This window comes from Paraburkholderia sp. PGU19 (assembly GCF_013426915.1).
Taxonomy (GTDB): domain Bacteria; phylum Pseudomonadota; class Gammaproteobacteria; order Burkholderiales; family Burkholderiaceae; genus Paraburkholderia.
The window spans coordinates 1350262-1363622 of sequence record NZ_AP023180.1 but is presented as its reverse complement, the minus strand read 5'-3'; the positions used below and the strand labels follow the sequence as shown (position 1 = coordinate 1363622).

The window sequence follows — 13361 nt, the reverse complement described above, 5'->3', positions numbered from 1 at the left end:
GGCGCGTCAGCGCGATGCCCGGTGAACGAAGCCGAAGGACAGATATGTCCTTCGGCTTTTTTTCGTCGACGCGGAACGCAAAAAAAAAGCGGCAAGCATACGATGCTTGCCGCTTCCATTTACTGCGTATATTCGTTGGTAGGCTCGATTGGACTCGAACCAACGACCCCCACCATGTCAAGGTGGTGCTCTAACCAGCTGAGCTACGAGCCTAGCGAAGAGCGCGAATTATAGAGACACACTTTCGATCGCGCAAGTGCTCGGGGCGATTTTGTTGTCGATGACGGAATCTGCGGTTCGTGGGTGCGGAGAAGCGGGCCAGGACGGGCGCGCGCAAGGTGCTCCACAGAGCGGCGCGAGACGGCTACGATGGGCGATGATGCATCTCGGAGGCGAGCCGGGCCATGAAGAAAAATGTTCGTCAGCATTTTCCGCGAGTCGTTCGCGACCACACGCATGCGATGTGGCGCGATCTCGCCGTGTCGTTTCTGCCGTTCGTGGTGCTGTTCGCCGTGCTCGCCTGGCTCGTGATATGGCTGGTCGATCCCGCGCCGCCGCATACGATTACGATCAGCGCCGGTCCGCACGACAGCTCGTTCATGCAGTACGCGCAGGAATATCGAAAGATACTCGGGCGCAATGGCGTGACGCTCAACGTGCTGGAGTCCGATGGCTCCGTGCAGAATCTCAACCGGTTGCTCGACCCGAAGCAGAGGGTGGATGTCGCGCTCGTGCAGGGCGGCGTCTCGGCGGGCCGGGATACGACGTCGCTGATGTCGCTCGGCACGGTGTCGTATGTGCCGCTGATCGTCGTGTATCGCGGCAAGGGACTGTCGCAATTGTCCGATCTGGAGGGCAAGCGGGTCGCGATTGGCCGCGAAGGCAGCGGCACGCGGATGCTGTCGCTCGAACTGCTCGGGGCGAACGGCATTCTGCCGGGCGGCGATACGACACTCTTGCCGCTCGACGGGCTCGACGCCGCCAAAGCACTCGTGTCCAACCAGGTCGACGCGGCGCTGCTGAGCGGCGACTCGACCACGCGCGCGTTGATCCTGCGCCTGCTGACCATTCCTGGCGTCTCGGTGATGAATTTCAACGAAGCGGATGCCTATACGCGGATCTTTCCTTATCTCGACAACCTCGATCTCCCCATTGGTCTGCTGGATCTGAGGCGCCGCATTCCGCCCGAACCGCTTCATCTGATCAGCCCGACCGTCGAACTGGTGGCGCGCTCGAATCTGCATCCGGCGATATCCGATCTGTTGATCGAAGCCGCGCAGGAAGTGAACGGGCCGGCGGGACTGCTGCAGAAGGCTGGGCAGTTTCCGAATTCCGTCGCACGCGAATTCCGCATCAGCGAGGACGCGACGCGGTATTACAAATCGGGCAAGAGCTTTCTGTACCGGACGCTGCCGTTCTGGCTCGCTACGGTGGTCGACAGGTTGCTGGTGTTGCTGCTGCCGATCGCCGTGCTGCTGATTCCCGCGTTGCGGCTGATTCCCGCGCTGTTCACCTGGCGCGTGCGCTCGCGGATTTACCGGTACTACGGCGCGCTGATCGCGATCGAACGCGACGCGATGCGCAGTTCATCGGAGGAAGAGCGCGCGAAGCTGGTCGCGGAACTGGATGGCATCGAGGCGTCGCTGAATACGCTGCGGATGCCGCTTGCGTATGCCGATGGGTTCTACGTGCTGCGCGAGCATGTGCGGTTCGTGCGAGAGCGGCTGGAAGGCGTGCGGGAGCGCGCGCATGCGCGGCAGTAGCGGGATGTGATGCGTGCCGTGCTGCTTGATGACGTCGCGAAGAAAAGTCGTGATGCGTCAGTGGGATAAGGCGCGAGTCCAGGTGTTGTCCACAGGGTTGTGCACGAAAACTGTGGATAACGTCGAGGCCGTGTATCGAGCGATCACCGGTGCATTGCGTGCAATCTGAGTCGCATCAATGAGTTACGTGAGTCTTGCGCAGGATACTCACAGGCTTGTCAACGGAAACTGTGGACAACCTCGCGGCATGTCTGCGCGTAGAAGAAGCGTGCGCGAGTGACGCGAGGCGGATGCAGCGTGCGCAATCTGAATGGCGTCAATGAGTTGCGCGGGTCTTGCCCAGGTTACCCACAGCCTTGTGAACAAAATCTGTGGAGAAGTCAGCACGCCGCTGCCATCTGAACGTCTCTCAAGCTGCCGATCGCGAGCACCGGGCAAGACATTTGCTGCGCAGTCATCGATCGCGCCGCTCCCGGTTGCGCTGACGCTGGAGGTTCCATGCGCGTTCGTCCCTTTCTGATCGCGAGTGTCGTCGTTCCGCTGGCCGCTTGCGCGGCGCCATCCACGACGCCGGAAGAAGCGAGCTTCGGCCCTTCGCCGACACTACCTGCACCCACTCAATCACTCGTGCCGACGGTCCACATCGCGCCTGTCGAAACGCGTGCCGCCGGCACGCATCCGACCGCGCCGCCCGGTTTTGCGGTGACGCCGTTTGCCGTGAATCTCCAGCATCCGCGCTGGCTCTACACGCTGCCGAACGGCGACGTGCTGGTCGCCGAGACCAACACGCCGCAGCCGCACGACGAAAACGGCGGTGTGGTCGGGTGGATCACGAAGCAGTTCCAGAAGCGCGCGGGCGCGGGCGTGCCGAGTCCCGACCGGATCGTGCTGCTGCGCGACGCAGACGGCGACGGCACCGCTGAAACGCAAAGCGTGTTCATCGACAAACTGCATTCGCCGTTCGGCATGGCGCTGATCGGCAACCAACTGTATGTCGCCGATACCGACGCGCTGCTGCGCTTCGATTACGTTACGGGCGAAACGAAGATTGCATCGCAAGGCGTGAAGGTTGCCGATCTACCCGCCGGTCCGATCAATCATCACTGGACGAAAAATATTCTTGCGAGCCGCGACGGCAAGCGGCTCTACATCACGGTCGGCTCGAACAGCAATGCAGCGGAGAACGGCGTCGAAGCGGAAGCGGACCGCGCGCGGATCGTCGAATTCGATATCGCGAGCGGCACGATGCGGCCTTACGCAACGGGTCTGCGCAATCCGAACGGCCTGGCGTGGCAACCTCAAACGGGCACGCTGTGGACGACCGTGAACGAACGCGACGAACTGGGCAACAACCTCGTGCCCGACTACATGACGTCGGTGAAAGACGGCGCGTTCTATGGCTTCCCGTTCAGCTACTACGGCCAACATATCGATTCGCGAGTGAAGCCGCAGAACCCGGACATGGTCGCGCGAGCCATCGCGCCGGACTACGCGCTCGGCAATCACACGGCATCGCTCGGGTTGGCGTTCTATGACGGCAGGCTGTTTCCGGATCGCTACCGGGGCGGCGCGTTCATCGGCCAGCACGGCTCGTGGAACAGAAAGCCGTTTGCGGGCTACAAGGTGATCTTCGTGCCGTTCGCGAATGGCAAGCCATCGGGCGGACCGGAAGATTTTCTGACGGGATTCCTGACGCCGGACGGGCACGCGGTTGGGCGGCCCGTCGGCGTCACGCTGGATGCGCGCGGTGCGCTGCTGGTTGCCGACGATGTCGGCAACGCGGTGTGGCGAATCGCGCCCGCGACAGGAACGGCGGGCGCGAAATAGACGCCAGCCAGACGTCAGAGTGAAGCGGGCATCAAGCGACTTACGGACGGCTGTACATCGCATTCCAGTCCGCAGCCGACACGCCAGGACGGCCCGACTGCGACGCGTTCGCGACACCGCCGTAACCGCTTGCTGCGCCGTTCTGTGCGTTCACGCGCGCTTGCGCGGCCTGGATTTCATCGGGGTAGTGCGCTTCCGTGCCTGCGCCCGGGCGATAGCCGGCCTGTTCCAGCTGAACCAGTTCGGCGCGGACCTGAGCGCGAGTCACGGGCTGGTTCGACTGAGCGAACGACACAGCGGGGATAGCGAGCACAGCAGCGACGGCAACAGCCTTGATCAGCGACTTCATGATGAACCTCCAACTTTGATTTCGACTTTGCGAACAGCCCTGTTCGCAATCAGTTGAAGCAAGTGTAGGTAAGTAGTCGCTTAAGATTAAGGCCATCCGGTGGAAGTGACTTTTCCAGATTTCAGGGTTTACCCTTGAACGCCCGCTGGGCGAGCGTCAGTTCCGTCCGAGCTTCAGCTTTTTTCCGTAGCCGGTGAGTTCGAGGTAGCCGCGCCCCGCAGGCTGCCCGTCGCGGCTGATGGTGACGGCGCCTTCCCAATAGAGCGCGCCCGTCGATTCGCTCGAATCCAGTTCCTGATCGTCGAGCAAGGGCGTCAGTTGCCAGCGGGTATCGCCCGTGCGGACGACGGTCGCTACGGGATATTGCGTGTTCGTGCGCGGCGAACGCCAGTGGCGGGTCGGCGAAAAGTCGACGTCGCCGGGGCCGTACTGCGTGACGTGTCCGTCGGCCGTGCGCAGCGCGGCGTGTGCCCAGACTGCGCGCCCATCGGCGGCGCGCACCTTGAACGCCATCAGCGCGGCGCCGTCAGTCAGGTTCGCGCCGAGCCAGTCCCAGCCGACGGCATCGGACGCGAGCAGCGTGCTCGACCATTCGTGATCCAGCCACGCGCTGCCCGTGACGGGCGTTGGCGTTGGCGCGCGGCTCGCGCCATCGGCGGATGGACGCGTGACGCTGCCCGTCACGCGCAGCTGCGGCTCGCTGTAGTAGTAGCTCGCCTGCTCCGGCAGCGGTCCTTTGCGCGAGAAACCGTTGTCGCCCTGAAGCAGCGGCGCCTGGCTCGGCGTGAACGTCAGATGCAGCGCGAAGCCGGCAGCGTCGGCGCTCACGTCGTAGTGACCGTCCGGCGCGCGGACCATGCGCCAGGTATCGAGCCGAACGTCGGTGTTGTCGGGCTTTGCGTATGCGAGGCCGAAGCCTTGTCGCGCGATTTTCTGGTCGTGCACGAGGCGGCCTCGCTTCGGATCGCTGAGCGCGGCGTGCGCGATGATCAACTGCGTCGGCGCGAACGCGCTCGGATCGCTGGCCGGGTGGCCCGTCGCCGAGCGGAAGAAGGTGATCTGGAAGCCGAGCGGTTGATGATCGGGCGTCTCCAGCCAGCCCGTCGCGTACCACCATTCGGTGCGAAACGCGGGATGCGCGCCCGTGTCGCGAGGCAGTTCGATCGATTTGCCGGGCAAGACGACCGCGAACTGCGGTTCGGCCGCGAACACAAACGCTGCGCGAAGCAGGCACGCAAACACGAGCAACAGGCTACGGGCGGCACGCATCACCAATCCTCCCTGACGGCGCGCACGGCATCGACGGAGACCGCGCGGCGGCCCGCCGCGACGGCCGTCGTGCACGACGATGCGAGCATCACGACTGCCAGCACGGATAGCAGCGTCCACGGCACATGCAGCGACATGCTCCAGTGAAACGACTGCGGATTGACGACGAACACGAGGATCAGGCTGATCGCGAAGCCGAGCACGCAGCCCATCGCGATGCCGAGCGCGGTCAGCAGTCCGCCTTCCGTCGCGAGCAGCGCGAGGATCTGTCCGCGCGTCACGCCCACATGTCGCAGCATGCCGAACTCGCGCGAGCGCGACAGCGTCTGCGCCGAAAACGTCGCCGCGACGCCGAACAGTCCGATCACGATCGCGACGGCTTCCAGCAGATACGTGACGGCGAAGCTGCGGTCGAAGATCGTCAGCGTGCGCGCGCGGATCTCGCCGGGTTGCGCGAAGTCGAGCGCGCTGGCGAACGGCAATGCGCGCATCGCAGCGATGGCTTGCGCGGCGCTCACGCCGCGTTCCAGGGTGAGGGCGGCGTCGGTGGCGCCCGTGTCGCCCGTGAGGCGCCGGTAGTCGGCGAGACGGATTTGCAGCGCGCCCGTTTGCCGCACGTAGTCGCGCCAGATGCCCGCGACGACGAACACTGCGCCGTGCTCGCCGATCGGCAGCGTCAGCCGCTGGCCGACGCGATAGCCATACAGATCGACCATCGCTTCCGACGCCCACACGGGCGTCTCGCCAGCGCGCAACGCGGACGGCGGCAAAATCTCGCCCGTGATCTGCAGGTTCGCGCCGGGATCGGCGGCATCGATTTCGCGTGCCAGCAAGGCGACGGACGGTCGCGATGCGTCGAGCGTCAGTTGCGAGGTGCGCGCGAACGCTGCGTGCCGGATGCCGTGCGTGGCGGCGAGCATCGCCTGTTGCTGCGGGTTCAGCCCGCCCGTGTCGCCGTTCGGCGCGACGCGCACATAGACGTCGGCGGACAGCAGATGCGCGAGCCAGTCTTCGACCGAGACGCGAAAGCTCGACACCATGATCGCCATCGCGACGATCAGCGTGAAGCTCGACAGCACGCCGCCCATTGCAATCGATGCCTGGCCCGGCGCATTCGCGAGGCGCGCGAGCGCAAGCGTGACGACGGGCGTGGCGGGGCGCTGTCTTTTGTTCCCGTCGAGCGTACGGCTCAGCATGCGAAACAGCAGCGACGTGACGCGCGGCATCAGCGCAATGCCGCCGATCAGCAGCAGCGCGACGGCGAGATAGCCCGCAATCGGCACATCGAACACGGGCGGTGTCTGCGTCAGCGCCACGCCGAGGGCGATGCAGATCAGCGCGGGCCACGGTGTCGACAGCTTGCCGAGCGCGGTTTCCTCGCCGCCTGCTTTCAGCGCGGGAGCGGGATGCGCGCGCGCCGCTTCGAGCGCGGGCACGAGACTGCCGAGCAGCGCCACGCCGATACCCAGCACGACGAAAATCGCGCTGGCGATGGGCTCGAAGCCGACCGTCGGTTGAACGCCGGGGAAATAGCCGCCGCCCAGATCGCTGCCGAAAAAGCGCAGCACGACATATGCGAGCGCGAAGCCGAGCGCGATGCCCGCCACCGAGCCGAGCGTGCCGAGCAACGCGCCTTCGAGCAGAATCTGCCGCAACAACTGCGCACGCGTGAGGCCAAGCACGCGCAGCATCGCGAACTGGGCGCGCCGGCGCACCACGCCGAGCGCCTGAGTCGAGAACACGAGAAACGCGCCCGTGAACAGCGCGACGAGCGCAAGCACGTTCATGTTGATGCGGTAGGCGCGCGACAGCCGGTCGGTGCGGCTTTCGACATCACGCGTTTCGCCCACGGCGAAGCGGCTGCCGAGCTGGTCCTGCAGCGCGCGTCTGAACCGTTCGCGATCGATGCCGCGTTCGAGTTGCAGATCGACACGCGACAGCTTGCCGATGCGCCCGAAGCGCCATTGCGCAGCTGCGATGTCCATCACCGCGATGCGCTGGCCGGGCCGCGCCCTGACGATGCCGCCCGCCACGCGCAGATGCACATCGGACGTGCCGCTGCGCAACGTCACGGTCTCGCCGACGCGCACGCCGAGCCACTGCTGCGCGGCGGGCGAGAGGAAGATGGCGTCGCTGGCGAGGGCGTCGAGCGGGCGGTCGTTGTCTGTTACGCCCGTCAGATCGGGCGCGATGCGGCTCGCGCGGAACATGTCGATGCCGAGTACTTTCAGCGGCGCGGTGCGGTCCGGCACGGTCACGTCGAGTTCGAGCACGGGGCTGGCGAGCACGACGCCGGGTTGTGCTGCGAGTCGTGGATAGGCGCTTTCATCGAACGTGGGCTGCGCGCCGCGCACCTGCAAGTCTGCCTGGCCCGACAGGCTGCGCGTCGCCGCTGAGAATTCGTTGAACGCGGCGCTGTTGATCAGTTGCACGGCGTAGCCGAGTGCGACACCGAGCGCGATGGTTGCAATCGCGATCAGCGCGCGGCCTTTGTGGCTGTGCCATTCGGCAGCGAGCAGCCAGCGCGTGAGCGTGCGCAGTCCGTGGTGCGTGGGATGCGCGCGGTGCGCGGTTGCGTTTAGCGCTGTGTCATTCATGGTTTTGGCGCGATGCGTGGGGCGATGTTGCGTGCATCGCGTGCAGCTTGCCTTCGCTCAGGATGAGCACGCGATCGGCGACGGCGGCGGCCGCTTGCGAATGCGTGACCATCATTGTCGCTGCGCCATTTGCCTTGGTTTCTTCGCGCAGCAGCGCGAGCACTTCATGCGCGGTGTCGGGGTCGAGATTGCCCGTGGGTTCGTCGGCGAGGATCAGTGTCGGACGATGCACGAGGGCGCGAGCGATGGCGACGCGCTGCAGTTCGCCGCCTGATAGCTGGCGCGGCATGTCGTTTCCGCGTCCTTCCAGACCGACGGCGGCGAGCATGTCGAGTGCGCGTTGGGGCGCGATGCCGTTCAGCAGTAACGGTAGCGCGACGTTTTGCGCGAGCGTCAGATGTGGCAGCACGTGGAACGCCTGGAAGACGAAGCCGAGTTTCTCGCGGCGCAGGCGGGTGGCGGTGTCGTCGTTCAGCGTTGAGACGGGCGTGCCGTCGATTAGCACCTCACCGCTGTCGGCGCGGTCCAGGCCCGCTATCAGGTTGAGTAGCGTTGATTTGCCTACGCCTGAGTCGCCCATGATGGCGATGAATTCGCCTGCTTCCAGTTTGAAGTCCAGGTTGGCCAGGACTACGCGGGTTGTTGCGTAGGCTTTGCTCAGTGAGCGGCATTCGAGGGCAGGGCGGGGGGCCGGGGGCGGCATTTGGGTCCTTGAGGTGTGTGCTTTTTTTGTCTGCGACGCTGGGTGGTGGTTTGGGTTTTTTGCTGGGGTTTGCGGTTTGGTTTGGTTGTTCTAGCCTTTCCGCTGGCATCCGCGCTTTGTTAGCTTGCTTCAAGCGTCGCCCCTGTGCGGGGCGGCACCTACTTTTCTTTGCCGCCGCAAAGAAAAGTAGGCAAAAGAAAGCGGCTAACACCGCCAGCGCTAGTTTTTGCCTGAGGGCCCCCAACGGGTCTTACACTTCACGCGGCAATCACGTGACCCATGTTAGTTGCCAGCGCTCTTACAGGGCTCATCACCCGCTTCACACCCCCGCGTTACAGCATGCCGTGCCAGGTATGCCACCGCCGCCAAGGTGGCAAACTGTGTGTAGGCCCCAGGTGCTCCACATGCCTCACTTCGGACCGATAGCGCATGCGTGCCACCATGTAAGAGCGCTACCCTGTACGACGCGACAACCTACACACAGTTTGCCACCTGGGCGGCGCAAACCATTCGCTGCCGCTCGCCCAAATATGGGAATGCGAAGCGGGTGAGGCGCTCATTCAGCGCGTTGGCAACGCACGTGAACAGGTGCGTTGCCGTTTGAACCGTAAGACCCTTTGGGGGCCCTCAGGCAAAAACAAAAGCTGGCGGTGTTAGCCGCTTTCTTTTGCCTACTTTTCTTTGCGGCGGCAAAGAAAAGTAGGTGCCGCCCCGCACAGGGGCGACGCGTGAAGCACGCTAACGCATCGCGGATGCCAGCGCAGCGCAAAGACTAGAACAACCAAACCGCCAATGCCACCACAAACCCCAAACCACCACCCAGCGTCGCAGACAAAAAAAATCAAAAAGTCAGATCGTGCAACTTCTTCATCCCATCCAGCAGCCATTGAAAAATCGACTGCTCCGACTGAGCAACAGGCGTCGGCGTCCCGAGCTTACCCAAAGTATCCTGCCTCCGCGACAGCATCTGACACATCTCCCTGGCGACGTCGGGCTTGTCCTTGAGCAGCGGCGTCAAGTCTTCCTTCTTCAACTGATAAACAGTCGCCGAAGTAAGCGCCGAGATGGTCACACGCGCCGGCATGCCTGCCAGCAGACCGGATTCGCCCAAGGCATCACCCGGCCCAAGACGAATCACTTCGACGGGCCCAGACGCATCTTCAGCCACGACAGAAAGCACACCCGAATCGACGATGGTCAAATGGTCGAGCACCTTGTCCGGCGTGACCACCGTGTCACCACGCTCATACGAGCGACGTGAAAGCATAGGCGCAAGACGCTGCAATTCATCCGCCGTCAACGCGGCGAATATCTCCACGCGCCGCAGCAGCGCAACGCGCGGATCGGTCTGCTGCGCCAGCGAAGGCGAAGGCGAAGACGAAGGCGCATACCCAACCCCAAGCGGCCTCAGTTCGACACCCGCCGCCTGCAACTGCCGGTAACACAAGTCATAAAGCTCATTCGTAACGGCAAGCTTCTTGCCCATGTCGTCGACATACGCGGTCGCCTCGTACGTGACGGACATCACGCTGGTCCGCTTCACAAGCGCATAGGGCGCCGGATCGGCGATCACCGCGCGCACACCCGCAAGCGCCCGTTCGAGCGCGGCCAGCACCACGCTCGGACGCGCTTCGGGCGTGATCTCCAGAGTGACGGTGACGCCGTGCAGCGACGGCGGCCGGCTGCTGTTCGTGATCTTCGCCTTCGCCGCGACAGCGTTCGGCACAATCACGATATTGCCTTGCGATGTCAGCAGATGCGTCGCGCGCCAGTTCATCTCCAGCACCTTGCCCTCGACGCCGTCGATAGTCACCCAGTTGCCGATGTGATACGGCTCGGTCGTGTTGATCACGATGCCGGCGAACACGTCGCTGAGCGTGCTCTGGATCGCAAGCCCAAGCACGATCGCGAGCGCGCCCGAGGTCGCGACCAGCCCGCGCACCGGCAGCTCGAGCACGAAGCCAAGCGCCGCAACGACAGCCGCAAGAAACACCACCGCGCCGAACACGTCCGAGAAGAGCCGTTGACGGCGCCAGGTCTGCGGCAACAGCAGCGTGTCGAGCGCAAGGCTCAGCAGGCGCGCGCCCATCAGCCACCAGATGATTTCGAGCACCTGGCCGAGCACGTGCAGCGGCTTCGAATCCGCATAGGGTGCCTGCGAGAAAGGACTCAGGCCCGAGCCGAATAGCAGCGCGCTAAAGGCCGCGTAAATGCACAGGCGCACCAGCAGCCGCGCGACTTCGTTTTTGGGTGTGGTGCAACGCCAGATCACGACATCGACTGCGACGAGCGCAAAGCCAAAAATCAGCGGATTGTTCACGCACACTCCATAGCGGGGTTGAACGGTCAAAGCGATGTGTACACCAGCCGCATGCAATCGTCGTTGGTAACGACTGTTTGCGACAGTAGCACGGCCTCGTGCAACGCGGCGCCATGTCCAGTTTCATGGCGCCGCGCGCCGCGCATTCAGCCCAGTTTTTACGACATTTTTAATCGCGATGCAGCAGAGCGTACGTGGGGTTCGGCGCGGGCGGCCACTTCACGCGTCACTTCACATTGAACGAGTAGTCGCCGTGCGTGCGATGACCGTCCGATGCCACCGCGACCCAATGCACCGTGTATTTGCCCGCAGGCAGCGCGGGCAGCGCGACGGACGCGATGCTCGGCTGCTGCGCATCAACCGTCGATTTCGCGGTGCTCACCTGCTTGCCCGCCGCATCCGTGACGGTCAATGAACTGAAGGCGGGTTCGAGCGGGCCATCGAAGGTGATGGTCACCTTGGCGGGTGCTTCGACGGTCGTGCCCGCGCCGGGCTCCTGCTTCTGCGGAAACACATGGGCGAGCGCCGCGAGCGGCGTCAGCATGAGTGACAGCGCGAGCGCCGCCACGAGTCGTGTCGTGTTCATAGTCGTGTCCTCGTTACGGGAAAAGCGGTTTGCCGATCGTCGTGGGCGCGATGTCGTCGAAGAACAGATGCGCCTGCACCAGCACGCCGACATGCGAACCGCTCGCGTGATTCACGGGGATCTGCGCCTCGATGCCGAATTGCCCATAACGGTTGATCCAGATGACGCCCGGGTTGACCGTGCCCGTGGTTTGCCCCTGGCTGCGCGACAACGGAATTTCGACGATGGGTATCAGATTCGAGAGCGGCTGCGGCAAGCCAACGTCGCGCACGTGCTGCTGCAGATAGGGCAGGCTGTATTGCACGGTCACGCCGTAGTCGAACGCATTCGGCTGGCCCGTGCCCGTCGTCAACGCGGGGCCCGCTTCGCCCGTGATCGCGATGGGGCGCAGATACGCGAGCGAATCGGGCAGGTCGCCGAAGCCCTTGCCGGCGAAGATCGTCGGAGAGATGGTCGAGAAGCTCTGGCCGATCGCGTGGCTGCCCGTGCCGCCCAGGTCCGCGTTGACGCCGACCGACGTCATGAACTCGTGCGCCTCGTTCACATACAGCAGGTACTTGAGGCCGACGCTGAAGTTGTCGAAGCCGTGCGCGGTCGGATTGTTCTGCCCGACATAGGCGCCGCCGATCGACACCGCGAGGCGCGGCGTGATCAGCTTGTCGTATTCGAAGCTGAAGCTGTTGACGCTCTGGTCGCCATTGTCGCCGCGTACGCGCTGGTGGCCATATTCCAGATTGAGTTCGTCGCTGACACCGGGGTCGTCGACGGCCAGCGTGGCGGGGAAGACGCGGTCACCTGCAATGGAGTGCGCGTGAGAAATGGACGGAACGAGCAGGGCTGCAAGGATGCAGCCGGCGAACGGCAGCATGCCGCGCCTGGCGTATCGGATATTCATGTAGGTCATCCTGAGTGGGAGCGCGCGCCGGCCGCGTACGCGCCAGAAGGCGGCGACGCGGCGTGCGCGAATACAGCAACGCCGTGACGGCGTTGCGGGTACGCGGGTTCGACTCAGAGATGCACGGGCGGCGCGCGCGGCTGCGCGCTTTCGAACGGCGTGATGAGCGCGACGCTTTCGAAGCGAACCGCTACACGCTGCGTGATCGCGGCGACCGTCAGCGCGAACGTCGACGGCGACGCGGGCAGCACGGGAGTATGCGCGAGCAGGCTGCAATAGCCGCACGCATGCCAGTGCGAGGCAAGCGTGTGCGTATTGCCGGTGTCGTCCTCTTGCGTGTCGGCGGGACTGGCCGTTTGGGCGGAGCAGAGCGCGGCGGCGGGATCGTACGCGCCGCGGCTCGCCGCAATGGCCTGCGAGACGGTGGGTGCGAGCGCCGCCATCAGGATCGCGAGCAATCCGAGAATGCAGCCAATCTTCCGATGGAACCGGCTCGCCATGTTGATTGAAAACGTGTGTGGGATCCTGCGCGGATTATGACATCGGCGCGGCATGCAGTGAACGCCCGCCGCGCATCTGGACATGAAAATCTTCGCGAAACTGTCGATTTGCTGTCGCGTCGATCGTCGTCTTTGTAGAACCGGGCAGCGGCGCTTTTTATGCCCGGCATCTGACGACTTTGTACAGGAGAGCGGCATGAACTACGTGGATGGATTCGTGGTGGCAGTGAAGGCGGAGAATCGCGACATTTACCGCAAGCACGCCGAGACGGCGGCGGGCGTGTTCAAGGAGTTCGGCGCGCTGAACGTCGTCGAATGCTGGGGCGACGACGTGCCCGAAGGCAAGCTCACGTCGTTTCCGCTGGCCGTTAAGCGCGAGCCGGACGAAGTGGTCGTGTTCTCGTGGGTCGTCTGGCCTTCGCGCGCGAAGCGCGACGAAGGCATGGGCAAGGTGATGGCCGATCCGCGTCTTCAACCGGATGTGATGACGATGCCGTTCGACGGCAAGCGGCTGATCTACGGCGGCTTCGAAGTGATCGTCGACGTGTGACG

The 13361-nt window shown here is 64.1% G+C and carries 11 protein-coding genes and 1 tRNA gene; 3 read left to right on the top strand and 9 right to left on the bottom strand.

Going from position 1 to position 13361, the window contains the following annotated elements; genetic code table 11:
• Window positions 1-136: 136 nt before the first annotated feature.
• Window positions 137-213 (bottom strand) — tRNA-Val (locus tag H1204_RS23705).
• A gap of 191 nt (window positions 214-404) precedes the next feature.
• Here H1204_RS23705 and H1204_RS23700 point away from each other — a divergent pair.
• Together H1204_RS23700 and H1204_RS23695 are read left to right on the top strand one after the other, a co-directional pair.
• Window positions 405-1763 (top strand): TAXI family TRAP transporter solute-binding subunit, encoded by a 1359-nt coding sequence (locus tag H1204_RS23700; RefSeq protein WP_180731001.1) that lies wholly within the window; start codon window positions 405-407, stop codon window positions 1761-1763.
• 498 nt (window positions 1764-2261) lie between these two features.
• Entirely contained in the window at window positions 2262-3590 is a 1329-nt protein-coding gene (locus H1204_RS23695) for a sorbosone dehydrogenase family protein (protein ID WP_180731000.1), read from the top strand.
• 40 nt (window positions 3591-3630) lie between these two features.
• Here the strand turns inward: H1204_RS23695 and H1204_RS23690 are convergent, their stop codons facing one another.
• The 8 genes from H1204_RS23690 to H1204_RS23655 all read right to left on the bottom strand — a co-directional run bounded on the left by H1204_RS23690 (window position 3631) and on the right by H1204_RS23655 (window position 12809).
• On the bottom strand, window positions 3631-3939 hold the full coding sequence (locus tag H1204_RS23690; protein ID WP_180730999.1) for a DUF4148 domain-containing protein: 309 nt from the start codon (window positions 3937-3939) through the stop codon (window positions 3631-3633).
• Window positions 3940-4095: 156 nt separating this feature from the next.
• On the bottom strand, window positions 4096-5208 hold the full coding sequence (locus H1204_RS23685) for a carotenoid 1,2-hydratase (RefSeq protein ID WP_180730998.1): 1113 nt from the start codon (window positions 5206-5208) through the stop codon (window positions 4096-4098).
• Complete coding sequence (locus tag H1204_RS23680; RefSeq protein WP_180730997.1) at window positions 5208-7805, bottom strand: FtsX-like permease family protein; 2598 nt, start codon at window positions 7803-7805, stop codon at window positions 5208-5210. Before H1204_RS23680 ends, H1204_RS23685 begins: the two co-directional genes overlap by 1 nt.
• The gene (locus H1204_RS23675) at window positions 7798-8508 is read right to left on the bottom strand and encodes an ABC transporter ATP-binding protein (RefSeq protein ID WP_180730996.1); all 711 of its coding nucleotides are present in this window, start codon (window positions 8506-8508) and stop codon (window positions 7798-7800) included. The genes H1204_RS23680 and H1204_RS23675 overlap by 8 nt, the downstream gene beginning before the upstream one ends.
• A gap of 841 nt (window positions 8509-9349) precedes the next feature.
• Window positions 9350-10828, bottom strand: a complete 1479-nt coding sequence (locus tag H1204_RS23670; RefSeq protein WP_180733201.1) for a mechanosensitive ion channel family protein — start codon at window positions 10826-10828, stop codon at window positions 9350-9352.
• 226 nt (window positions 10829-11054) lie between these two features.
• Complete coding sequence (locus H1204_RS23665; RefSeq protein ID WP_180733200.1) at window positions 11055-11414, bottom strand: copper resistance protein CopC; 360 nt, start codon at window positions 11412-11414, stop codon at window positions 11055-11057.
• Between the two features lie 13 nt (window positions 11415-11427).
• Entirely contained in the window at window positions 11428-12309 is an 882-nt protein-coding gene (locus H1204_RS23660; protein ID WP_180733199.1) for a hypothetical protein, read from the bottom strand.
• 113 nt (window positions 12310-12422) lie between these two features.
• Complete coding sequence (locus tag H1204_RS23655) at window positions 12423-12809, bottom strand: DUF2946 domain-containing protein (RefSeq protein WP_180733198.1); 387 nt, start codon at window positions 12807-12809, stop codon at window positions 12423-12425.
• A 196-nt stretch (window positions 12810-13005) separates the two neighbouring features.
• On the opposite strand from H1204_RS23655, the gene H1204_RS23650 reads away from it, so the two are divergent.
• Window positions 13006-13359, top strand: coding sequence for a DUF1428 domain-containing protein (locus H1204_RS23650; protein ID WP_180733197.1), 354 nt, complete (start codon window positions 13006-13008; stop codon window positions 13357-13359).
• Window positions 13360-13361: the final 2 nt, after the last annotated feature.

Bases quoted from the DNA above. Each gene is read 5' to 3' on its own strand.
- H1204_RS23655 (WP_180733198.1), bottom strand. From the start codon at position 12,809: ATGGCGAGCCGGTTCCATCGGAAGATTGGCTGCATTCTCGGATTGCTC.
- H1204_RS23680 (WP_180730997.1), bottom strand. From the start codon at position 7,805: ATGAATGACACAGCGCTAAACGCAACCGCGCACCGCGCGCATCCCACG.
- H1204_RS23650 (WP_180733197.1), top strand. From the start codon at position 13,006: ATGAACTACGTGGATGGATTCGTGGTGGCAGTGAAGGCGGAGAATCGC.
- H1204_RS23685 (WP_180730998.1), bottom strand. From the start codon at position 5,208: ATGCGTGCCGCCCGTAGCCTGTTGCTCGTGTTTGCGTGCCTGCTTCGC.
- H1204_RS23700 (WP_180731001.1), top strand. From the start codon at position 405: ATGAAGAAAAATGTTCGTCAGCATTTTCCGCGAGTCGTTCGCGACCAC.
- H1204_RS23695 (WP_180731000.1), top strand. From the start codon at position 2,262: ATGCGCGTTCGTCCCTTTCTGATCGCGAGTGTCGTCGTTCCGCTGGCC.
- H1204_RS23665 (WP_180733200.1), bottom strand. From the start codon at position 11,414: ATGAACACGACACGACTCGTGGCGGCGCTCGCGCTGTCACTCATGCTG.
- H1204_RS23675 (WP_180730996.1), bottom strand. From the start codon at position 8,508: ATGCCGCCCCCGGCCCCCCGCCCTGCCCTCGAATGCCGCTCACTGAGC.
- H1204_RS23660 (WP_180733199.1), bottom strand. From the start codon at position 12,309: ATGAATATCCGATACGCCAGGCGCGGCATGCTGCCGTTCGCCGGCTGC.
- H1204_RS23690 (WP_180730999.1), bottom strand. From the start codon at position 3,939: ATGAAGTCGCTGATCAAGGCTGTTGCCGTCGCTGCTGTGCTCGCTATC.